General features: G+C 65.7%; 19 protein-coding genes. 14 read left to right on the top strand and 5 right to left on the bottom strand.

Features of this window, described 5'->3' with window-relative positions:
- Window positions 1-69 precede the first annotated feature (69 nt).
- From QX121_RS20115 to QX121_RS20085, 7 genes are all read left to right on the top strand, one after another.
- Complete coding sequence (locus QX121_RS20115) at window positions 70-345, top strand: helix-turn-helix domain-containing protein (RefSeq protein ID WP_315740344.1); 276 nt, start codon at window positions 70-72, stop codon at window positions 343-345.
- Between the two features lie 76 nt (window positions 346-421).
- Window positions 422-1,240, top strand: coding sequence for an aldo/keto reductase (locus QX121_RS20110; protein WP_315812848.1), 819 nt, complete (start codon window positions 422-424; stop codon window positions 1,238-1,240).
- 161 nt (window positions 1,241-1,401) lie between these two features.
- Window positions 1,402-2,256 carry a hypothetical protein gene (locus tag QX121_RS20105; RefSeq protein WP_315812847.1) on the top strand — a complete coding sequence of 285 codons (855 nt, stop codon included), beginning with the start codon at window positions 1,402-1,404 and terminating at the stop codon, window positions 2,254-2,256.
- A gap of 143 nt (window positions 2,257-2,399) precedes the next feature.
- A complete protein-coding gene (locus QX121_RS20100) occupies window positions 2,400-3,059 on the top strand; it encodes a glutathione S-transferase family protein (protein WP_315740341.1) in 660 nt (219 codons plus the stop codon).
- A gap of 239 nt (window positions 3,060-3,298) precedes the next feature.
- A complete protein-coding gene (locus QX121_RS20095; protein WP_315740340.1) occupies window positions 3,299-3,490 on the top strand; it encodes a hypothetical protein in 192 nt (63 codons plus the stop codon).
- Window positions 3,491-3,788: 298 nt separating this feature from the next.
- A complete protein-coding gene (locus QX121_RS20090; RefSeq protein ID WP_315812846.1) occupies window positions 3,789-4,784 on the top strand; it encodes a hypothetical protein in 996 nt (331 codons plus the stop codon).
- 23 nt (window positions 4,785-4,807) lie between these two features.
- Window positions 4,808-5,248 (top strand): DUF1489 domain-containing protein, encoded by a 441-nt coding sequence (locus QX121_RS20085; protein WP_315740338.1) that lies wholly within the window; start codon window positions 4,808-4,810, stop codon window positions 5,246-5,248.
- Window positions 5,249-5,416: 168 nt separating this feature from the next.
- Here the strand turns inward: QX121_RS20085 and panC are convergent, their stop codons facing one another.
- Window positions 5,417-6,268, bottom strand: coding sequence for a pantoate--beta-alanine ligase (gene panC, locus QX121_RS20080; RefSeq protein WP_315812845.1), 852 nt, complete (start codon window positions 6,266-6,268; stop codon window positions 5,417-5,419).
- Between the two features lie 262 nt (window positions 6,269-6,530).
- Here panC and QX121_RS20075 point away from each other — a divergent pair, with 262 nt between their 5' ends.
- From QX121_RS20075 to QX121_RS20060, 4 genes are all read left to right on the top strand, one after another.
- On the top strand, window positions 6,531-7,454 hold the full coding sequence (locus QX121_RS20075) for a division plane positioning ATPase MipZ (RefSeq protein ID WP_315740336.1): 924 nt from the start codon (window positions 6,531-6,533) through the stop codon (window positions 7,452-7,454).
- Window positions 7,455-7,858: 404 nt separating this feature from the next.
- Window positions 7,859-8,746: an alpha/beta fold hydrolase gene (locus tag QX121_RS20070; protein WP_315740335.1), complete on the top strand. Its 888-nt coding sequence runs from the start codon at window positions 7,859-7,861 to the stop codon at window positions 8,744-8,746.
- Window positions 8,747-8,899: 153 nt separating this feature from the next.
- Complete coding sequence (locus QX121_RS20065; protein WP_409997715.1) at window positions 8,900-9,658, top strand: VWA domain-containing protein; 759 nt, start codon at window positions 8,900-8,902, stop codon at window positions 9,656-9,658.
- Window positions 9,659-9,768: 110 nt separating this feature from the next.
- Window positions 9,769-10,485: a DnaJ domain-containing protein gene (locus QX121_RS20060; RefSeq protein ID WP_315754567.1), complete on the top strand. Its 717-nt coding sequence runs from the start codon at window positions 9,769-9,771 to the stop codon at window positions 10,483-10,485.
- A 236-nt stretch (window positions 10,486-10,721) separates the two neighbouring features.
- Here the strand turns inward: QX121_RS20060 and QX121_RS20055 are convergent, their stop codons facing one another.
- Window positions 10,722-12,470 (bottom strand): D-alanyl-D-alanine carboxypeptidase, encoded by a 1,749-nt coding sequence (locus tag QX121_RS20055; protein ID WP_315754486.1) that lies wholly within the window; start codon window positions 12,468-12,470, stop codon window positions 10,722-10,724.
- A gap of 429 nt (window positions 12,471-12,899) precedes the next feature.
- Here QX121_RS20055 and QX121_RS20050 point away from each other — a divergent pair, with 429 nt between their 5' ends.
- Window positions 12,900-13,241: a phasin family protein gene (locus tag QX121_RS20050; RefSeq protein ID WP_315718372.1), complete on the top strand. Its 342-nt coding sequence runs from the start codon at window positions 12,900-12,902 to the stop codon at window positions 13,239-13,241.
- 92 nt (window positions 13,242-13,333) lie between these two features.
- Here QX121_RS20050 and QX121_RS20045 read toward each other — a convergent pair whose 3' ends face one another.
- Window positions 13,334-15,109, bottom strand: coding sequence for a pilus assembly protein (locus QX121_RS20045; RefSeq protein WP_315812844.1), 1,776 nt, complete (start codon window positions 15,107-15,109; stop codon window positions 13,334-13,336).
- A 503-nt stretch (window positions 15,110-15,612) separates the two neighbouring features.
- Between QX121_RS20045 and clpS the strand changes: the two genes are divergently transcribed.
- Window positions 15,613-15,945, top strand: coding sequence for an ATP-dependent Clp protease adapter ClpS (gene clpS / locus QX121_RS20040; protein WP_006611275.1), 333 nt, complete (start codon window positions 15,613-15,615; stop codon window positions 15,943-15,945).
- A gap of 417 nt (window positions 15,946-16,362) precedes the next feature.
- The gene (gene clpA / locus QX121_RS20035) at window positions 16,363-18,750 is read left to right on the top strand and encodes an ATP-dependent Clp protease ATP-binding subunit ClpA (RefSeq protein WP_315740331.1); all 2,388 of its coding nucleotides are present in this window, start codon (window positions 16,363-16,365) and stop codon (window positions 18,748-18,750) included.
- Window positions 18,751-18,836: 86 nt separating this feature from the next.
- On the opposite strand, the gene QX121_RS20030 is transcribed toward clpA, so the two are convergent.
- The gene (locus QX121_RS20030) at window positions 18,837-19,598 is read right to left on the bottom strand and encodes a sulfite exporter TauE/SafE family protein (protein WP_315740330.1); all 762 of its coding nucleotides are present in this window, start codon (window positions 19,596-19,598) and stop codon (window positions 18,837-18,839) included.
- Window positions 19,599-19,606: 8 nt separating this feature from the next.
- Window positions 19,607-21,031 carry an MFS transporter gene (locus QX121_RS20025; protein WP_315812843.1) on the bottom strand — a complete coding sequence of 475 codons (1,425 nt, stop codon included), beginning with the start codon at window positions 21,029-21,031 and terminating at the stop codon, window positions 19,607-19,609.
- Between the last annotated feature and the right edge of the window lie 94 nt (window positions 21,032-21,125).

The following is a 21,125-nucleotide window of genomic DNA, read 5'->3' as shown; positions in this document are numbered from 1 at the left end:
AACGACTTATATCGTTAATCCGGCCTTAACGCGGTTCGGCGAGACTGTCGCTCGAGACGGAGTCGGACGATGCAACGCTTGCGGCTGAAGGCAGATGGACGGATCGTGGAGCTGCGTGACGGCGAGGAGATTCCGCTGGCGCCCGCGGCTCCGCTCGAAGTGCGCGACCTCAGGCGGCGGGTGCAGCTGACCCAGCAGGAATTCGCCGCCAAGCTCGGCGTGCCCGTCGAGACCATCCGCAACTGGGAGCAGGGCAAGCGCATGCCGCGCGGCCCGGCGCGCGCGCTGCTCACCGTCATCGCGCACGCGCCCGAGACGGTGTTTGCCGCCTTAGCCAAGACTTAAGCCAAACACGGGTCGTGCGTTGGCAACGCCCAGCGTGTGCCTACATAATGTTGCACGCGCTCTGGAGTGCACGGCCATGCTGATGATCGAGGCCAATGGTGCCGGAATTCCCGCTTTGGGTCTCGGAACCTGGGAGCTGCGCGGGCGCGCCTGCAGCCGCATCGTCGAGCAGGCGCTCACCCTCGGCTACCGGCACATCGACACCGCGCAGGTCTATGAGAACGAGCACGAGGTCGGTGAAGGCCTGCGCGCCTCGCGCGTCCGGCGCAGCGAGGTGTTCCTGACAACCAAGGTGTGGACCACGCATTTCGCGCCGCACGACCTCGAGCGCTCGGCCAAGGAGAGCCTGGTCCGGCTGCGCGTCTCCGAGGTCGACCTGTTGCTGCTGCACTGGCCCAACCCGCACGTGCCGCTGGCCGAGACGCTCGGCGCGCTGGCGCATGCCAAGACGCTCGGGCTCGCGCGCCACGTCGGCGTCTCCAATTTCACGGTTGCCTTGCTCGACGAGGCGGTGGCGGCATCGCCGGAGCCGCTGGTGTGCAATCAGGTCGAGTATCATCCCTATCTCGATCAGACCAAGGTCCGCGAGGCCTGCGCGCGCCATGGCATCGCGCTTGTCGCCTACAGCCCGATCGCCAAGGGCAAGATCAAGAACGATCCGACCTTGACACGGATCGGCCGCGCCCATGGCAAGAGCCCGGCGCAGATCTGCCTGCGCTGGCTGGTGCAGCAGAACGTCGTGGCGATCCCGCGCACCTCGAAGATCGAACGGCTGTCCGAGAACCTCGACGTGTTCGATTTCGAGCTCTCGGAGCAGGACATGGCCGACATCTTCGCGATGGGCAGTCCCGAAGGACGGATGACCAACTTCGCCTTTGCGCCGAAATGGGATTGAGGGCGGCGCCCGCGCCGCTATGCTAGACACCGACATGGCAGGCGCGGCCGGCGGGCCGGATGGCGGCTGGCGCTGCAATCCCTGCCAATGATCGGCGAGACCGCGCGCAGCCCAGGCAATCGGTCCGGCGTTCGGTCAGGCGCGGGCGCAAGTGAAGCAGCATGGAACGTTGGCAGTTCATCCGTTGGGGCATCGCCGCATCGGTGCTCGCGCATCTCCTGATCGCCGGTGGGGTCGTGGTCTCGACCACGGTGCGTCCCTACGAGATTGCCAGGACTGACGAGGTTGCCGTCGACATCGTCGATGCCGACGACCCGCAGAAGACGCCGGAGCCGGTGTCGACGCCGTCCCCATCGCCCGAACTGACGCTGCCGCAGCCGGCGCCGAGCCCGTCGCCGGCGGCCGCCGCGCCGCCTCCGGCGCCTGAGCCGGCGCAGCCACCGGTGCAGGAGGCGAAGGAGATGCCGAAGCCGCCGTCTCCCTCGCCGGCGCAGCCGCAGCCTTCGCCGATGCCGCCGTCCAAGGCCGTGAAGACGGTCGCCAAGCCTTTGCCGCCGCCTGTGCCGGCTCCGGCTCCGAGCTATGTGCCGCCCGAGCCCGACATCACGGTGAAATACGGCGTCATGCTGGGCCTGCCCGAGCCGCTTTCGCCGCTGCCGCCGGCAATCGGCCCGGACGATGCCAAGGACGCCGGGCCGGCCGCGACGACCAACCTCGCGGCCAATCTGGAGACGGCGCTGCGTCAGCGGGTCAGGAGCTGCGCCCGTCTTTCGGCTTCGATGTCACCGTCCGACCGGGTCATGGTCAGGCTGCGCTTCGCAATGACGCCCGACGGGCGGCTGGCGACGGAGCCGGAGGTGAGGGAGGTGATCGCACCGCTGAAGGCTGCGCAGCTGAAGGAAAGCGCCGTCGAGGCATTGAACGCCTGCCAGCCTTATTCGATGCTGCCGCGGGATCGCTATGACGAGTGGAAGGTGATCGAGATGTCGTTCACGCCGCAGGACTTCACGCGCTGATCGTGTTGCGCGCAAGGGGACGCAAATCGGAGCAAGTCGCTGTCGACGCGGCCGCCGCCGATCCTGTATGCGTCCTGGAAGGCAAGGCTCCCATGGCCGACACGGCGCGGCCCATGCACGCCTGAACACGGAGACGGCTGGACATGACGCTGAAGCTGGTGATCGGCAACAAGAACTATTCCTCATGGTCGATGCGGCCGTGGCTGGCGCTGCGCGGCTGCGACATCGCCTTCGAGGAGATCGTGATCCCGCTCTACACCGACGATCCCGCCGACAAGGCGCGCATCCTTAAGCATTCCCCGGCCGGCAAGGTGCCGATCCTGATCGATGGCGCGATCAGCGTGTGGGATTCGCTCGCGATCATTGAATATCTCGCAGAGCGTTTCCCGCAAGCGGGGCTGTGGCCCGCCGATGCCGCTGCCCGCGCTCATGCGCGATCGGTCTGCGCGGAGATGCACTCCGGCTTCCCGGCCTTGCGCAACGAATGCCCGATGAACCTCCACCGGCCGGTGCGGCCCGTGGAGCTGTCTGCCGATGCCAAGGCCAACATCGCCCGGATCGAGGACATCTGGCGCGACTGCCGTGCCCGCTACGGCAATGGCGGGCCGTTCCTGTTCGGCCGCTTCGGCGCGGCCGACGCCATGTTCGCGCCGGTGGTCACGCGCTTCCACAGCTTCGCCATTCCGGTCGCCGCCGAGACCCGTGCCTACATGGACACGATGATGGCGATGCCGGAGTTCGCGGCGTGGGTGAAGGACGGACTTGCGGAGAGCTGGATCATCGACCGGGTCGAGAAAGTCTGAACGGCGTCGCCTGTTCACGATATGGTCTGCGGTGGACGAGCGAGCCCCGACGCGCTCGTCCAGAAATACCGCCTACGGCGTCATCCCGTTGAAGACTCTCGCAATCTCCGTGTTTGCCATGTCGTGAGGTCGCTGGTCAGGGCGGGCGGCGGCGTGATATAAGCGCGATATTTATAAAGACACGCCGGCCCGGGCAGCGGGACAAGGGGCTCTTGCCGGCACGCGAGCAGGAGAGGGCGTTGAAACACAAGTTCCCCATTGGATCGACCGTCTATTTTACCGCGAGCAACGTCTCGCGTCCGGCCGCCACCGGCACCTATGAGATCATCCGCCAGCTTCCGACGGAAGACGACGACTGCCAGTATCGGATCAAAAGCTCGACGGAAGCCTTTGAGCGGGTTGCCAGAGAGAGCCAATTGGCCTTGTCTTGAGGATGACGTGCCGCGTCGGCGGAGGCGGCCGCCGGAGACGTAGCCGAAGCGAGAAGGGGAGTTGCCACGCGTTCGGGAGCCGTGGCGCGAGACGCTGACGATTGCTGCGCGATCCCTTTGGGGATAGCGGGTAGCTCCACACCATCCGGCGCCCGCAGGCGCATGGAATCGTCCTATTGTCGTGGTGGGGCCGCAATCGATCGGGTGATCATTTGAATTTGATGATCGTTTCACGGCCGTCCCATGTAGGGACGCCATCGGGCCCGCTCTCGCTGGCCCACGTCAGGAACAAGCGCGCATGAACTCGACCTGGCCTTCCTCGTTGGATCAGCTCTTGAACTCACCGGCGTTCCCGATGTGGCTCACCGTTGCCGCGGCGGGTTTCTTTGCACTGATCGTCCTGATTACCCTGCTCAGGGCCGAGAAATCGGTCGCCAACGGCGCGCTGACGGTGATCACGCTGCTGGCGGTCGGGATTGCGGTGGCGTCGATGATGCGGAGCCAGGATGCGAGCCCGCGCGGCGCCAATGGCGATCCTGCGGCGACCGCCACCGTCAGCTTCTCGCCGCCCGCTCTGGCCTGCGTGGATGATCTCGCCGGCGACCTGGTGCTCGCGAATTGCGAGAAGAGCCTGTTCGGATCGGCCGAGATGACGGCCGCGGCCGTCAGTTATGCGGCGGGCATGCTGAGCCGGCTGTCCCAGGCGGGCGACGTCGCCAGCGCCAACAAGGTGATGACCGCCGAGCTGCTGGCGCTGCGCCGCGCCGTGGAGCGCGATCGTTATGGCCTGATGGCCTATGTGCTGCTGACGCGCGACCGCTGCACGCCGAGCGATTGCGTGATGTTCCGTGCCGTGGGCGATCGCCAGCAACTGATGAACAACATGGAAGGGCGGACCTATGAGGGGCTGGTGACGCGCTACGCCTCGCAGTGGAATGCGGCCCCGGGCCAGCCCGTCGCTGGAACCTTTGCGGGACTGGCGCCTCCAGGGCAGGCGCCGTCGGCGCCGAGCGGCAAGCCGACGACCGCGGAATTTCCCAGCTCGGCCAATACCCCGCCGGTCAGCATCATGAATCCCGAGCCGACGGCCTCGACGCGCTCGGTCGCTCCGGCAGCCGCTGCGCCGAAGCCGCCGACGCAGCTTGCGCCGTCGCCCGCAGCGCCGCCGACCGTGGCTGCCAGCCACGCCCAGGCGCCGCCGGCGGCCAAGAAGGCCGCACCGAAGCCGAAGCCGGCTGCCGCGGCGCCTCAAGCGGCGCCTGACGCCGCCGAGCCGGCCGCCAACAACGAATAGATCCCGCTGGTCGAACCGCCATCATGCCTCTGCACCTGATCAAGCTCGCCGTCGGCTGCGAGTCCGTGAAAGAGCTGAAGGAGTGGATCGCCGAGCGCATGCTCGCGGCCAAGAAGAAGGGCCTGCCGCAGCAGCACGTCCATGTCACGCGGATGACGCCGAAACGGGTCGAGGACATCCTCGCCGGCGGCTCGCTGTACTGGGTGATCCGCGGTGAGGTCGCCGCGCGCGAGAAGATCGTCGGCATCGAGCCGTTCCGCGACGGCGACGGCATCGGGCGGTGCCGCATCATCATGCAGCCGAAGGTGATCGCGGTGTCGCCGCGGCCGATGCGTCCGTTCCAGGGGTGGCGCTATCTGACGACCGAGGATGCGCCGGCCGATCTCGGCAAGTCCAGTGCGGCGGGGGTCGAAGCCATGCCCGAGCCGCTGCGCCGCGAGCTGCGCGATCTCGGCCTGCTGTAGCCGCTCGACGAGTTGCCGGTGTTGCGCGTGAGCATCTCACGCCGGGGCGGAAGTTCAGACTCGATCGCAAGGGCAGAGCGACGCTCCCCGGCGTCAGTTGCCGCTGACTCTGGCCTTGCGGGCGAGGGAGCACTCGCGGTCTTGGCGAGCCGCTGATTTCCCGGCGGCTCAGCCGGCGATATTGTCGATCAGTCGCGTGGTTCCGATCTTGGCCGCGACCAGGATGCGTATCGGTCCTGACTCGTTCGGGGCGATGGGGGCCAGCGTCTCGGCGTGGCGGACCTCGAGATAGTCCAAGGCGAAGCCGGCTTGGGTGATCGCGGCGGCGCCGTCCCCAAGCGCCGGCTGCATGTCGTCGCCGGCGCGCAGCCGGGCCGCCAGCTCCTTCAGGACACGGTGCAGCGTCGGCGCCGCCCGCCGCTCGTCTGCAGTGAGGTAGACATTGCGCGACGACATCGCGAGCCCGTCGCGTTCGCGCACCGTACGGGATCCGACGACGCGGACGCCGAGATCGAGGTCGCGCGCCATCTGGGCGACGACGCGGAGCTGCTGATAGTCCTTCTCGCCGAAGATCGCGACGTCCGGCCGGCATTGCGTGAACAGCTTGGCGACCACGGTCGCGACCCCGCCGAAGAAATGCGGACGGAAGCGATCCTCCAGCCCGGCCAATGCCGCGCCTTCCGGCACGACCCGCGTCGCGAAGCCGTCCGGATACATCGCCTTCGCGTCGGGATGCCAGATCAGATCGACGCGCTCGGCCGCAAGTTTCGCAACATCCTCCTTCCAGGTCCGGGGGTAGGAACCGAAATCCTCCGTCGGCGCGAACTGAGTCGGGTTGACGAAGATCGAGACGACCACCTTGTCGGCGCGGCGCTTCGCCAGGCGGACCAGCGAGATGTGGCCTTCATGCAGCGCGCCCATGGTCGGCACGAGCGCGATGCTGGCCTTTCTCGCGCGCAAGCTGTCGAACTCGCGGCGGAGGGCGGAAACGGTGCGGGCGATGCGAGGGCTTCGTGACATTTTTGCTCGATCTCACAGCGAAAAATTGCGGTTGCTCTGTTCGGTCTTGACGCTCGGGCGACCGCCCTTAACAAGGACGCGACACGCCGCTCAGCATACTTGAATACGCCTGTTAGCACGTCTCCGCGTCCGATGCGGAGTTGGTAAACGCGCGCGTCAAGTAGTAGCGGAGGATGCGTCCCCCGTGGGATTCACGATGACGATGCATTTCACTTGACCGCAGACGACCGTGACTCGAAGATGATCGTAAGAGGTCGACAACATGCTGGTGCAGACTAGCCAAGGACAATCGGGCTCGGCCCACGTGGTTGTGCTTGGAAACGAGAAGGGCGGGTCGGGCAAGTCGACCACCGCCCTGCACATCGCCGTGGCACTCCTGAAGGCCGGCCAGCGCGTCGCCACGATCGATCTCGACTGTCGCCAGCAGAGCTTCACCCACTACATCAACAACCGCAGCGCCTGGGCGCGCCGCACCGGCCTGCGCCTCGAGCTGCCCACGCACTACTGCATCCAGCTCGGCCGGACGCTGCAGATCGACGAGAACGAGAACGCCGAGTTCCAGCAGTTCATGGAGGCCGTGAGCGCCGTCGAACGCTCGTTCGATTTCATCGTCATCGATACGCCCGGCAACGACAGCTACCTGATGCGCCTGGCGCATTCGATGGCGGATACGCTGGTCACGCCGATCAACGACAGCTTCCTCGACTTCGACGTGCTGGGAACGGTCGATCCGGCGACCTATGCCGTGACCGGCGAGAGCCACTATGCGGAGATGGTGCGTGACGTCCGGCGCAAGCGCCGCCAGGTGGACGGTGCGATGACCGACTGGATCGTGGTCCGCAACCGGCTGTCGATGCTCGGCTCCCGCAACAAGCAACTGGTCGCCGACGGCCTCAAGGACCTGTCGCTGCGGCTCGGCTTTCGCGCCATCGACGGCTTTGCCGAACGCGTCGTCTATCGCGAGTTCTTCCCGCGCGGACTGACCGCGCTCGACGACATCGACGAAGCGACCCTGGGCACCCGCCCCAATCTCGGCCACGTCACGGCCCGGGAGGAGGTCACCAGCCTGCTGCGGCAGCTCAAGCTGCCGCTGGACGAGCGCGGCCGCCGCCGCGCCGCGAACCGCGCCGAATGGTTCGCCCAGGTCGACAAGCCGCTCGACCTGCACGACATCATCAGCGCCTGAATACCGTCCGCAGTCCGGCGAAGCCGCGCCTGAGACATTGTGCGCGTTGAACGTGCGCCCGCCGCTTGGTTAACAATCCGCGTGACAGGGGGGGACGGCGCGTTCAGCCTGCTTGGGGCGGACGAGGAAGATTTGTCTCAGGTCAACGCCGCGGCCGCCAACTTCGCTAGATTACCGTCAAATTCATGACTGATTTGAACCTGACGTTCAGGGCTCAAGTTACAGAGACGGGCGACGGAACCCGCTATGCTGCACAGCAACTAGGTGCGGCGCACAACGAACGGGCGACCGATACACAACATTTGGTCTTCCTGTCACAGCGCCGTTACATATATTAAACAGAACGGGTCGCGAGAGTCTTACAGGTTCAAAACTACCTTTGATTGTGCTCCCGAGGGACGAACATGAAGCGTGGAATAACCGTTCTTGTGTCTGTCAGCGTGCTGGCGGCCGTCGGCTACTTCACCGCGAGCAAGTGGGCGATCCGGCACGAGACCATCAGGTTCTATGACGCCTCGCGCGACAACCGTCTGGTCGAAGTCGCCGTGGCCGTCCGCCGCGACAAGGAGATGCAGGCCGAAGCCGGCATGGTCAAGCTGCCGGTCGCGATCCTCAATCACGGCAACACAGTCAAGTTCACCGAGTACTCGTTCCTGGCCAACGTATTTGCTGCGCGCGGCTACATGGCGGTCAGCATCCAGCACGACCTGCCGACCGATGCGCCGATGGTGACGAAGGTCGGCGAGCCCTATGTCGGCCGCCTGCCGCAGATCCAGCGCGGCGTCGCCAACATCCGGTTCGCCGTCGAGCAGATGCACCAAGTGCAGCCGAACGCCGACTATGATCATCTGACGATGGTTGGTCATTCGATGGGCGGCGACATCTCGATGTATTTCGCCAAGCAGTATCCCGAAGACGTCCGGAAGGTCGTCACGCTCGACAACCTCCGCGTCCCGTTCGTCACCGACGGCAAGTTCAAGATCCTGTCGTTCCGTTCGAAGGACCCGCAATTCAAGACCGATCCCGGCGTGATCCCGAGCGACGACATCTGCGAGAAGGAAGGCATCACGGTCGTCAACACGGACTTCCAGCACAACGACATGCGCGACACCGGACCCGACGACGCCAAGTCGTCGATCCAGGCCATGCTGGACAAGTTCCTCGCCGACAGCGACAGCAGCAGCGACATCGGGCCGGTCAAGACCAAGACACCATTGCTCGATCCGGGGCCCGTCGCGCCCTATGCGCCGGTCGGCAAGACCGCGACGCCGGCCAAGCCGCTGACGCATTGAGCGCGCAAGCCGGGATGCACGCCAGCCTCGCCTGACCCTTGCCGCCCACCACGACGGGCGGAACGAACGACGTATGCGGCAGATGGGTCGCTGCCGTCATTGAAGCTGTTCGTCCGGCTGCCCACATGATGCGCGTCCGAGCAAGGTGCGCGTATGGTCGATCGTCGTACGAAGCCAGGTTCTGCGCCGATGACCACGGCCGACGATGGCTCGCGCCAGCAACGGTTGCCGGACGATGCGCGCTCCACGGCAGACGCCGTTGCGGCGTTTGTGGCGCAGGCCAAGGCCATGGCTCCTGCAGCTCAGGGAACCAGAGGTCGTCTCGTCTTTGCGCTTGATGCGACCCTGAGCCGCCAGCCGACCTGGGACATGGCCTGTGCCCTGCAGGCCGACATGTTTCGCGAGGCCGCCGCACTCGGCAGCCTGGATATCCGGTTGGTGTACTATCGGGGCTTCGATGAATGCCGCGCCACTGGCTGGATCTCCGACAGCGCTGAGCTCGCCCGACTGATGGGCAAGATCGATTGCCGCGGCGGCCAGACCCAGATCGGCAAGGTTCTTGCCGAGGCGCGACGCCATGCGACAGCGTCTGGAATCCGCGCCGTCGTGTTCGTTGGCGACGCGATGGAGGAGAATGTCGACGTGCTCTGCGCAAAGGCCGGCGAGCTCGGGCTGTTGAAGGTCCCGCTGTTCATGTTCCAGGAGGGCAATGAGCCCGCGGCCGAGCAGGCTTTTCGCGAGATGGCGCGGCTGTCGGGGGGAGCATGGTGCCGCTTCGATCCGGGCGCATCCGCGCAGTTGCGCGATCTTCTGCGTGCCGCCGCGGCCTATGCTGCCGGTGGTCGCGCGGCGCTGCTCCGGCTCGCCGGCTCCGAAGCGGGCGCGGCACGCCTGATCGGGCAGATGAAGTAGAGATCGATCTCGGCCGCCACCAATATCAAGCCCGGCGCACCGGCTCGAGCCTGCCGGTCGCGTACGCAGCCGATCATGCTTTTTGTCTCGACACGCCCTATATTCGGATCATGACACTGATCGCTGGCGCCGTCGCCGTCATCACCCTTTATCTGTTGCTGCAGATGTTCCGGAACGCGAATCCGGCGGCACTGGCGCGCGCGCTCAAGTTTGCCGGCGGCATCGGCTGCCTTGCGGTGGCAGCCTTCACCGGCCTCCGCGGCGAGCTGGTGGTGGCGATCCCGATCGGGCTGTTCGGGGCGGGATTGCTCGGCTGGTCACCGGGTGGGCTCGGCAATGTCGGCAGCATGTTCGGGCTGGGCGGGCAGCGCTCGTCCGGTCAGAACTCGCGGGTGCGCTCGCAATTCATCGAGATGGTGCTCGATCACGACAGCGGGCAGATGCAGGGCCGTTTCGTCGCCGGTGTCCATGCCGGCCGGTCGCTGGACGAGTTCGATCTGCCGCAGCTCGCCGCGATGACGCCGAGCCTTGATGCCGACAGCGTCGCTCTACTTGAAACTTATCTGGACCGCCGGTTTCCCGCTTGGCGTCAGCACGCGGAGCGCGATGCGGCAGGGCGGCAGGGACGCGCGGCGTCGAGCTCCAAAATGACGGAAGAGGAGGCCTATCAGATCCTTGGCCTGCAGCCGGGCGCGGGGCGAGACGAGATCGGTCGGGCCCACCGTGCGCTCATGAAGAAACTGCATCCCGACCAAGGGGGGTCGACGTACCTCGCCGCCCGGGTGAACGAGGCCAAGGATACTCTGCTTCGTACGCATCACGGCTAACTCCGGCAACGCCACTAACGCCACAACACCGAACCCGCTTTCAACGCAACTTTGTCGACGCCTGCGGCTCTCGCCCTTGCCAGGCACGATCGTTCGTCATGGTGAAAAAGTTCTAGCGGCAAATCCTTGACGAGTGGTTTGCGGCCGTGCGTCCCGATCATCGATCGCGTGGTCCGCAAACGAAAAGGCCCGCGCTGTGTCGCGCGGGCCTCATCGGAACAGGATCGGTGCCGGCGTTAGTTGTGCACGGTCATGCAGGAGATGTCGGCGCGCTTCAGCTTCTTGCAGACGGCCTCGGCCTGATCACGATCGAGTCCTGCGAAGCGGGCGCGGATCAGGGTCTTGTCACCCTTCGCGACCGTCTCGGTGAAGGGATCGGCCTTGCTGAGGAGGCCTTGCGCCGAGCTGCGGGCCGCCTCGATCCGCTTCTGGGCCTCGGCCTCGTTGTCCAGCGCACCGACCTGGATGATCCAGCCGCTCCGCGTCACGGAAGGCTTGCTCGGAAGCTCCGCCGCGGCGCTCGCGGAGGCGATCTGCGTCGGTGCCGGCTGGGCCGGAGGCGCCGCATAGGCCATGGCCTGCGACGAGCCTGCCGGCAGGCTGGAGGCAGGCAGCACGCCGAGAATGCCGTTGCCGGTGCCATGGCCCGGCGGCTGCGGCGGCATGTCGGGACGGGGGGCCTCGGCGCGGGTGATCGGCGGCGCCGGCTCGATGGCCTCGACGCGCTGAGCGAAGGGCGCGGGAGCAGGGGCGGCCGGCTGCGGCGCGGCGGTCGCGAGCTTGACCGCGCCGGCCTTGACCTGGACCGTCCTGACCTTGACCGGCTTCATCGGCTCGGTCGAGCCGGGAACGATCGACATCGGCTGGCTCTGGATCACACCGGATGTCATCGGCGCCGGCTCGACCTTGGCCTCTCGCGGTGCCGCCGGCGGCAGGGCCGCGGTGGCTTCCGAGAGGGTCGAGATGATCTTGGAGGCGCGGCTCGGGGCCGGCGTCTCCGGCGCCGCGGAGGCGAGCTGCACCGTGCCCTGGTTCGGATCGCCGCCGTCGGAGCCGCCGCGCTCGCCGATCGCCGCCACTGTGCGCCGGGTCGCGCCCTTGTCGAGGTTTTCGGCAAGCAGGTTGCGCATGATGGCGTCGCGCGAGCCGCCGCTGCGGCCGCCGAGCACGACGCCGACCAGGTGGCGGTTGCCGCGGCGCAGCGAGGTCACGATGTTGAAGCCGGAGGCGCGGGTATAGCCGGTCTTGATGCCGTCGATGCCCTCGACATTGCCGAGAAGATGATTGTGGTTGCGGATCGACTGGCCGCGATAATTGAACACCACCGTCGAGAAATAGCGATAGTAGCGCGGGAAGCGGTCCTGGATCGCGCGGCCCAGGATCGACTGGTCGCGCGCCGTCGTGATCTGCGCGTCAGCGGGGAGGCCGGAGGCGTTCACATAGGTGGTGCGGCTCATGCCGAGCGAGCGCGCCTTGCGCGTCATCATCTTGGCGAACTCGTCCTCGTCGCCGCCGATCGCCTCCGCGATGACCACGGCGGCGTCGTTGGCCGACCGCGTCACCAGGCCCTTGATCGCGTCCTCGACGCGGATCGTCTGACCAGGGCGCAGGCCGAGCTTGGTCGGCGACTGCTCGGAGGCGTGCTCGGACACCGGCATCTCGGTATCGAGCTTCATCTTGCCGGAATCGAGCCGCTCGAACAGCAAATAGAGCGTCATGATCTTGGTGAGCGAGGCGGGGTGCCGCGAGGCGTCGGGATTGGTCGCCGTCAGCGTCGCGCCGGAATTGCCGTCGACGACGATCGACGCGAACGCCGGGCTGTAGCTGCCCTCGTCATTATGGGGCGAGTGCCGCGCGTGATGCTGCCGATGGCGCCGACGCGCCTCCGCGCTGTCGACCGTGACCACTGCTGCCGTCGCGAGGGTGATCAGTCCGTAGACGCCAACTCGCAACAGGCGCGAGGAAGCCATTTGTTTGCGAAGCATGAAATCCCCGTCCAATTTCTGACGTGATCACCGGCTCGTAAGGCGAAATTGTGCCGAACGCCCCCGTAACCGTGCCTGTCGGACCTCCCGATCGCGCCATGACGCTGCCAAGCATCGAAGGGCTCGAACTGAGGTTTTGTTAAGACGCTGTTTTAGAACAGCTTTACGGTTCGGCCGACGCTGGCCGGGACCACCGGAGAGGTTAGGACGGTCGAGTTGCCAAAGGATTAAAGAAACCTTGCGCCGATGGCCGGTATTTCCGCCGAGCTGGCCCGGGTTGGGGCGCCCGACGGTGCGTCGAAACCGCAATGCCCGTGATGGTGCATTGCACAAGATTCTTGATTTTTTTGTGCGCTGCACTATATTATGGATGCGTCAGGGAGCCGGGGCTTCCCTGAGGGCGCTCAAAATCAGGGAAAGGAATGCCACATGTTTAAGGTTGAAGACTTTCAGAACTACGGCAAAGAGCAGTTCGAGACCGTCGTGAACTCTGCGACCACCGTGCAGAACGGGCTCCAAGCCATCGCCACCGCGTATGGCGACTACACCAAGAAGTCGTTCGAGGACACCAAGTCGTTCGTCGAGAAGCTCCAGGGCGTGAAGTCGCTCGACAAGGTGCTCGAGGTGCAGACCGAGTTCGCCAAGTCGGCCTACGAGACCTTCGTCGCCGATTCGCAGAAGATCGCCGGGCTGTATTCGGATCTCGCCAAGCAGGCGTTCAAGCCGCTGGAAGGCATCGCCGCCAAGTTCACCCCGCCGGCCGCGCACTGACCGTTCGCGCCCTGTAGGGAGCACAAAGCCCGGCTTGCGCCGGGCTTTTTTGTTGGCTGAAGGCGGAGCGCTGTCGGTGCCCGGCGCTTCTGTTATTTGGCAACCCGCAGCTTCGACAATGCGGTGCCGATCGAGTTGAACGTGGTCACGATCTGGCTCGAACTCGTCAGCATGTAGAACTTGTCGGGACTGCTGGCGCAGTTCTGCAGCACGGCCGAGGTCGGATCGGCGGGCGAGCTCGTGTTCACCTGGATCGTGTAGATCGTGTACATCGCGTTGCCCTTCGAATCCTTGGTGTTCTTCAGGTTCGAGCAGAGCAGGGCCTGGCGCGCGTCGATCGGGTTGCCCGAGGCTTGCGACGAGCCGTTGCCGTATTCGGGCCAGCGGTCCTCGGTGTTCAGGCCGTCCGATAGCAGGATGATGACGCGATTATAGGTGGTGTTGACGTCCTCCGCGGGCGCGGCCAGCACGCCGTTCGGAATCAGCGACTGCACGGCCCAGGCAAGTCCGATCGCCTGATTGGTGCCGCCGGTGGGCTGCATGGCGTTGACGGCGCTCTTCAGCGAGCTCCAATTGTAGCTGAGCGGCACGATCTCCGCGAGCTTGGTCGAGGCCGTGCTGTTGCAGTACTGGGTGCTGTTCTCCATGTGCTGGTTGGCCGGGAACAGCGTCGTCACGTCGGAGGTCGCGGGCGACACGGCATTCGCGTCGTTGGGCTGGGTGCGGTCGGCGACGCAGCCGGTCCAGGTGCTCTTGGTGTTGGCGATCCAGGTGTGCGTGAAGGTGTTGACCTTGCACACCGTGCTGGATCCGCTTCCCGTGCAACTGCACGTGTTGTTCGGAAGATTGCTGCCGCTGGTCGGGCAGCTGCAGTAGCTGCCGGTGCACCAGTTCACCCGCGTGCTGGTCTGCACGCTGTCCCAGCAGCCGTTGTAGTAGCTGTGCGAGGCGGAGTCGTAGCCCGGGCAGATGTACCCGTTGTAGGTCCCGCTCGACGGGATCTTGGAGGCGCTGGAGCTGCCGGTCGCCGGGCCGCTGGTGCAGGAGAAGTAGGGGAAGCCGTTGCCGGACCTGAACGGACAGGAAGATCCCGGTCCCACCATGTCCCATTGGGACTGCGTGAAACTGCCGTTCGGGATTGCGGCCTGATAGGAGCCATTGGCGGGCTGGATCGTGGGCGGATTCTGCCAGTCGGTCCAGTCGATCCAGTCCTTGGCGTAATTGCTGGCGCCGACGTTCACGACCTTGGCGAATGGAACGACCGAGATGTAGACGTCGCCCGGGGTCTTGGCGAGGGCGCTGAGCTGGTCGATCAGCCCGCCGCTGCCGGCCACGGCGTTCTGCAGCGCGGACATCTTGCCGCTGGATGCCATCGAGCCGGTATTGTCGAGCGCGAGCGCCACCCGCATCTTCACGTCGCCCCAGGTCGATGTCGTTTTGACGCCGAAGTCCATGGTCGGAAAGCCGGCGATCTTCATGAACTGGGTGACGATCTGACCGGAGGCCGACAATTGGATGTTGGAGGCCGATGAGCTGGTCGAGGAGGTATAGCTGGCCGTCACGGTGACGTTCTGCGCGTCCGTGCTGGTGTAGAGCGCCTTGAAATAGGCGCTTGCCTTGGTTCCGACGTCGGCTGCGCTGATGGTGCCCTGCGCCAGGTCGCGCGACAGCATCAGCGAGGTGGAGTCGAGCGCGGCCTGCATCGACGACCGCGCGGCGTTCAGCCGGCTGTAGTCGACGCCTGCGCCGACGAAGGCCAGGATAGGGACGAGCGAGATGGCGAACAGCACGGAGATGTTGCCACCGCGGTCGCAGGCGAACCGTCGGGCGGCGCGGCGGCAGAGTCGAATGAAGGAGACATCGGTCATGTCGCTCACCAATTATGGTTTTCTGCAGGTGTTTTCGGTTCGGCTTCGTCAAGGACGGGTAAATCGAAACCGCGAAACACCGGGCCAATGCCCGCAGCGTGGCGCCGCGCCCGCAACCGAGCTGGTTCCCTGTCAATGCCCGCTGAATGGGCTTTGTAAAATGCGGCCGGTTTGATTAACCTTGCACCTCATCGCCGGGGCAGGGAATCGGTCCTGCCGGAGCGTCGGTCCGTCCTGGGTCTGCGCTTGCGGCAAACCGGTCGCTGACCCATATTCCTGGCGTCGGTCCGACCGGACCGGTCGGCTGGGACAGGCGATCTGGAAAGCAGGACCGGGTGGCGGAAAGCGGCCCGGCAGGGGACAGGTCGGGGCAACCCTTATTGAGCAACCCTCCAAGTTGAGCGACCCTCCAAGGGAAACTCTTTATTGGGGGCCTCGCAGCCATATCTAACGCGTGCAAGATGTCGCAGCCAACTTCCAGATTGAACCGATCCGCGCCCAGGATGAGCAATAACGACAACAAGTCCGGTGGCACCGGTGGCCCGGCAACGTCCGTGATCACCAAGGTCAAGCCGAAGACCAAGCGCCCCAACCTCTACCGCGTCCTGATCCTGAACGACGATTACACGCCGATGGAGTTCGTCGTTCACGTCCTGGAGAAGTTCTTCAACAAGGACGTCGAGGCCGCGACCAAGATCATGCTCCACGTGCACCACCACGGCATCGGGGAGTGCGGCGTCTTTACCTACGAGATCGCCGAGACCAAGGTGACGCAGGTGATGGACTTCGCCCGCAAGCACCAGCATCCGTTGCAGTGTGTGATGGAGAAGAAATAGCCGGCTCCCTCCGCGAAGAGAGCCGCCGACGCGTGCAATAGCGCGCCAGAGGCCGGGGGCTCCGGCTGCTCGGGCGCGCCGGAGAAGTGGCGGTGGCGAATCGGAATCGCAAGTCGCCGCAGATGCAAATTGCTGCAGACGAGGTCGGCGCAATCCGGGCAGGTTTCACGTTTCGCCCGAAGAATTACGGCCGCTCCGGTCCCTATCTCTCCGCGCTGGACCGCCTGCGCCGTTCGGTTGTCGCAAGCCCGATTTGCCGCAATCGGAACGGGTTTTGCATTGACGATCCGGTGAACCCGTAATCGAGCGGCTCGGCCGGTCTTTTGTCGCACTCGGTTATAACTATATTTGACGAAGGTTGTTGTTGCCTGACCGGGCGGCGGCGATCATGATGGCAAGGGGCCACAGAGGACGCGCATGCCGACTTTTTCTCAAAGCCTTGAACAATCCCTGCATCGTGCGCTGGCGATCGCCAACGAGCGTCATCATCAATACGCGACACTGGAACACCTCCTTCTGTCCTTGATCGATGACTCCGATGCAGCGGCCGTGATGCGCGCATGCAGCGTCGACCTCGACAAGCTGCGCGGCAGTCTCGTGAACTACCTCGAAACCGAGTTCGAAAATCTGGTCACGGACGGCAGCGACGACGCCAAGCCGACCGCAGGTTTCCAGCGCGTGATCCAGCGCGCCGTGATCCACGTTCAGTCGTCGGGCCGCGAAGAGGTGACCGGCGCCAACGTGCTGATCGCGATCTTCGCCGAGCGTGAGAGCCACGCCGCGTATTTCCTGCAGGAGCAGGACATGACGCGTTACGACGCCGTCAACTACATCAGCCACGGCATCGCCAAGCGGCCCGGCGTGTCCGAGGCCCGCCCCGTGCGCGGCGTCGACGAAGAGACCGAGACCAAGGGCAGTGAGGACTCAAAGAAAAAGGGCGAGGCGCTGGAAACCTATTGCGTCAATCTCAACAAGAAAGCGCGGGACGGCAAGATCGATCCGGTGATCGGCCGTAACTCCGAGATCAACCGTGCCATCCAGGTGCTGTGCCGGCGCCAGAAGAACAACCCGCTGTTCGTCGGCGAAGCCGGCGTCGGCAAGACCGCGATCGCCGAAGGCTTGGCCAAGCGCATCGTCGACAGCGAAGTGCCCGAGGTGCTGGCGGCGGCGACCGTGTTCTCGCTCGACATGGGCACGTTGCTCGCAGGCACGCGCTATCGCGGCGACTTCGAGGAGCGCCTGAAGCAGGTCCTCAAGGAGCTCGAAGCGCATCCGAATGCGATCCTGTTCATCGACGAGATCCACACCGTGATCGGTGCGGGTGCGACGTCGGGCGGCGCCATGGACGCGTCCAACCTGCTCAAGCCGGCGCTGGCCTCGGGCTCGATCCGCTGCATGGGCTCGACGACCTACAAGGAGTATCGCCAGCACTTCGAGAAGGACCGCGCGCTGGTGCGCCGGTTCCAGAAGATCGACGTCAACGAGCCGTCGGTCGAAGATGCGATCGCGATCCTGAAGGGCCTGAAGCCGTATTTCGAGGACTATCACCGGCTGAAATACACCAACGAGGCCATCGAGGCCGCGGTGCAGCTGTCATCGCGCTACATCCATGACCGCAAGCTGCCGGACAAGGCGATCGACGTGATCGACGAGTCCGGCGCGGCGCAGATGCTGCTGGCCGAGAACAAGCGCAAGAAGACGATCGGCATCAAGGAGATCGAGACCACGATCGCCACGATGGCGCGGATCCCGCCGAAGAGCGTGTCGAAGGACGATGCCGAGGTGCTCAAGCATCTCGAGCAGACCCTGAAGCGCGTGGTGTTCGGCCAGGACAAGGCGATCGATTCGCTGTCGGCCTCGATCAAGCTGGCCCGTGCCGGCCTGCGCGAGCCGGAGAAGCCGATCGGCTGCTATCTGTTCTCGGGTCCGACCGGCGTCGGCAAGACCGAGGTCGCCAAGCAGCTGGCGTCGACCCTGGGCGTCGAGCTGCTGCGCTTCGACATGTCGGAGTACATGGAGCGGCACACGGTGTCGCGCCTGATCGGCGCGCCTCCCGGCTATGTCGGCTTCGACCAGGGCGGCCTCTTGACCGACGGCGTCGACCAGCATCCGCATTGCGTGGTGCTGCTGGACGAGATCGAGAAGGCGCATCCGGATCTCTACAATGTGCTGCTGCAGATCATGGATCACGGCCGGCTCACCGACCACAATGGCAAGCAGGTCAACTTCCGCAACGTGATCTTGATCATGACCACGAATGCGGGCGCGGCCGACATGGCCAAGCAGGCATTCGGCTTCCATCGCTCGAAGCGGGAAGGCGACGACCACGAGGCGATCAACCGGCAGTTCGCGCCGGAGTTCCGCAACCGGCTCGACTCCATCGTCTCGTTCGCGCACCTCAACGTCGAGGTGATCGGCATGGTGGTCGAGAAGTTCGTGCTGCAGCTCGAGGCCCAGCTCGCCGACCGCGACGTCACGATCGAGCTGTCGGAGCCGGCCAAGAGCTGGTTGATCCAGCACGGCTATGACGAGCAGATGGGCGCACGGCCGATGGGCCGCGTGATCCAGGAGCACATCAAGAAGCCGCTGGCCGACGAGGTGCTGTTCGGCAAGCTGAAGGGCGGCGGGCATGTCCGTGTCGTCCTCGTCAAGGACGAATCCGGCGTCGAGGAGAAGATCGGCTTCGAGTTCGTCGAGGGCCCCGTCACGCCGAAGTCCGAAGTTCCGGCCGCGCGCAAGCGCAAGCCGAAGTCCGGCGGTGGCTCGAAGGGGCCGGCGCCGAAGGGACCGCTGGTCAAGGCGTAAGCCTGACGCTACGAGATGACTACGAAAGGCCGGCCATCGCGCCGGCCTTTTTCCTTGACGCAAGGTTCTTTGATGCGACTTGCGGCTCAGGCCGGCTTGACGAAGAAATACACCGTCAGGCCGCAGCCGACGGCGATGATGAAGCGGCGCACATGGGCCGGCGGGATGATCTGGCCAAGCCGCGCGCCGACGAAGCCGCCGACCATGGCAGCCCCCATCATCGTCAGCGTCTCCAGCCAATGCACGCGGCCCGAGAACGCAAAGATGGCGGAGGCCGTCATATTCATGAGCGCAGCGAGCAGCACCTTCATGCCGTTCATGGCGCGGATGTCGCGCATGCCGTAGAACACCAGGGCCGCCAGCATCAGGATGCCGATGCCGCCGCCGAAATAGCCGCCATAGATCGCGATCACGAACTGCACCGCCTGGATGGTCAGCGGCCCGAACCAGCGCGCGCCATCCTTCGGCGTAAAGCGCATGCCGAATGCGAACACGCTCGTGGCGAACAGCAACAGCCAGGGCACCAGCCGGCTGAAGGCGGCCGACGGTGTGACCAGGAGCAGCACGGCGCCGAGCGTGCCGCCGATCAGGCTGATGATCGACAGTCGCACGAGGTCGTGGCGCCAGGGCGCCTTTGCGTCGTTCAAGATCTCACGGGAGGCCCAAGCGCTGACGAACTGCCCGGGGCAGAGCGCGACGGTGCTGGAGGCGTTGGCGTCAATCGCGGGAATGCCGGCGGCGAGCAAGGTCGGGAAGGTCAGGAACGCGCCGCCGCCGGCCAGCGCATTGACGATGCCCGAGCCGAAGGCGGCGAGGGCGAGCAGGGCCAGCATCGTCCAGTCCGTCATCGCTGTCACTACTCGCCCTTCAACCGCTGGCCGTCTTGGACGCGGACGCGCTCCGCGCCGCGGGCGCCGGCCGGCGACAGCCTGAGCATGCTCAGGAACGCGCCGACCAGCGCGAAACCGACCCCGGTCAAGAGCGACAGCCGCGTGCCGTCGGTCGAATCGATCGCGAGAAACATCGCGACCAGCGCCGCACCCGTGGTCTGGCCGAGCAGGCGCGCCGTGCCGAGCATGCCGCTGGCGCCGCCGGCGCGCTCGCGTGGCGCAGCGGCGATCATGGTACGGTTGTTCGGCGTCTGGAACAGGCCGAAGCCGCAGCCGGCCAGCGCCATGCGCCAGACGACATCCCATGCCGACGGCTCGCGCGGCAGCAGGCCGAGCGCACCGAGCCCGCACGCGAAGATCACGAGACCGATGCCGCCGAGCAGCCCGGCTGGCACGCGCTCGACCAGCCGCCCCGCAATCGGCGCCGTCAGGCCGACCGCGATCGGCCACGGCGTGATCAGCAGGCCCATCTGCACCGGCGAATAGCCGAAATGGCTTTCGAGATAGAAGGGGATCGCGACGAAGGCGAGCATCTGTCCGCAGAACGACGAGATCGAGGTCGCGATCGACAGCGCGAACACTGGAATGCGCAGCAGGTCGAGCGGCAGCAGCGGCGAGGCCATGTGGGTCTGGCGCCAGACCAGCCACACGCCGGCCGTGATGGCGACGACGAACTCGATCGCGCAGGTCACCAGCGCCTCGCCATGGCCGAGGCTGTCCACGGCGGCGATCAGGAAGCCGAAAGCGACCGCGCTCAGCGCCGCGCTCTGCCAATCGAACATGTGCGGCGCGCGCGGCGTATGCGGCAGGAAGCGGAAGCCGAAGACGAAGGTGACGATGCCGAGCGGCACGTTGATCGCGAACAGCCACGGCCAGTTGCCGACGGCGAGGATGCCGGCGGCGATGGTCGGACCGAGCGCGGCGGAGACCGCGACCACCATCGCATTGATGCCGATGCCGCGGCCGAGCAGAGCGTGCGGATAGGTGAAACGCACCAGCGCCGAGTTGACGCTGAGGATGCCGGCGGCGCCAAAGCCCTGCAGGATGCGCGCGAGCGTCAGCAGCAGCAGGCTGTCGGCCAGCGCACAGAAGGCGGAGGCAGCCGTGAACAGCACGAGGCCGGCGAGATAGACCCGCCGATAGCCGATGATCTCGCCGAGCGAGGCCAGCGGCAGCAGCGAGATCGTGACCGCGAGCTGATAGCCGTTGACGATCCAGATCGAAAAAGCAGGGCTCGCATTGAGGTCGCGGGCGATCGTCGGCAGCGCCACATTGGCGATCGCGCCGTCGATCACGGCCAGCACGATGCCGAGGGCGATCGTCACGATCGCCCAGGTGCGCTGCGGCAGCGGCAGTCCGTCGGCGTGCAGACCCGTCGTCGGCGTCTTCATGCGGGCTCCGGCCGCAGCCGGGCCGCGGGCAATGGACGGGAACGGGCAACCGCGCCGCACAAGCCCCGTTCCACGCCGGCGGACCGCGCCGCCG

The organism is Bradyrhizobium sp. SZCCHNR2028 (genome assembly GCF_032380995.1).
GTDB lineage: Bacteria > Pseudomonadota > Alphaproteobacteria > Rhizobiales > Xanthobacteraceae > Bradyrhizobium.
Note: the sequence above shows the minus strand (reverse complement) of the source record. Positions and strands in the feature narration are given on the sequence as shown.

Coding starts and splice junctions, on each gene's coding strand:
- QX121_RS20115 (WP_315740344.1), top strand. CDS start 70: ATGCAACGCTTGCGGCTGAAGGCAGATGGACGGATCGTGGAGCTGCGT.
- QX121_RS20110 (WP_315812848.1), top strand. CDS start 422: ATGCTGATGATCGAGGCCAATGGTGCCGGAATTCCCGCTTTGGGTCTC.
- QX121_RS20105 (WP_315812847.1), top strand. CDS start 1,402: ATGGAACGTTGGCAGTTCATCCGTTGGGGCATCGCCGCATCGGTGCTC.
- QX121_RS20100 (WP_315740341.1), top strand. CDS start 2,400: ATGACGCTGAAGCTGGTGATCGGCAACAAGAACTATTCCTCATGGTCG.
- QX121_RS20090 (WP_315812846.1), top strand. CDS start 3,789: ATGAACTCGACCTGGCCTTCCTCGTTGGATCAGCTCTTGAACTCACCG.
- QX121_RS20085 (WP_315740338.1), top strand. CDS start 4,808: ATGCCTCTGCACCTGATCAAGCTCGCCGTCGGCTGCGAGTCCGTGAAA.
- panC (WP_315812845.1), bottom strand. CDS start 6,268: ATGTCACGAAGCCCTCGCATCGCCCGCACCGTTTCCGCCCTCCGCCGC.
- QX121_RS20075 (WP_315740336.1), top strand. CDS start 6,531: ATGCTGGTGCAGACTAGCCAAGGACAATCGGGCTCGGCCCACGTGGTT.
- QX121_RS20070 (WP_315740335.1), top strand. CDS start 7,859: ATGAAGCGTGGAATAACCGTTCTTGTGTCTGTCAGCGTGCTGGCGGCC.
- QX121_RS20065 (WP_409997715.1), top strand. CDS start 8,900: ATGGTCGATCGTCGTACGAAGCCAGGTTCTGCGCCGATGACCACGGCC.
- QX121_RS20060 (WP_315754567.1), top strand. CDS start 9,769: ATGACACTGATCGCTGGCGCCGTCGCCGTCATCACCCTTTATCTGTTG.
- QX121_RS20055 (WP_315754486.1), bottom strand. CDS start 12,470: ATGCTTCGCAAACAAATGGCTTCCTCGCGCCTGTTGCGAGTTGGCGTC.
- QX121_RS20050 (WP_315718372.1), top strand. CDS start 12,900: ATGTTTAAGGTTGAAGACTTTCAGAACTACGGCAAAGAGCAGTTCGAG.
- QX121_RS20045 (WP_315812844.1), bottom strand. CDS start 15,109: ATGACCGATGTCTCCTTCATTCGACTCTGCCGCCGCGCCGCCCGACGG.
- clpS (WP_006611275.1), top strand. CDS start 15,613: ATGAGCAATAACGACAACAAGTCCGGTGGCACCGGTGGCCCGGCAACG.
- clpA (WP_315740331.1), top strand. CDS start 16,363: ATGCCGACTTTTTCTCAAAGCCTTGAACAATCCCTGCATCGTGCGCTG.
- QX121_RS20030 (WP_315740330.1), bottom strand. CDS start 19,598: ATGACGGACTGGACGATGCTGGCCCTGCTCGCCCTCGCCGCCTTCGGC.
- QX121_RS20025 (WP_315812843.1), bottom strand. CDS start 21,031: ATGAAGACGCCGACGACGGGTCTGCACGCCGACGGACTGCCGCTGCCG.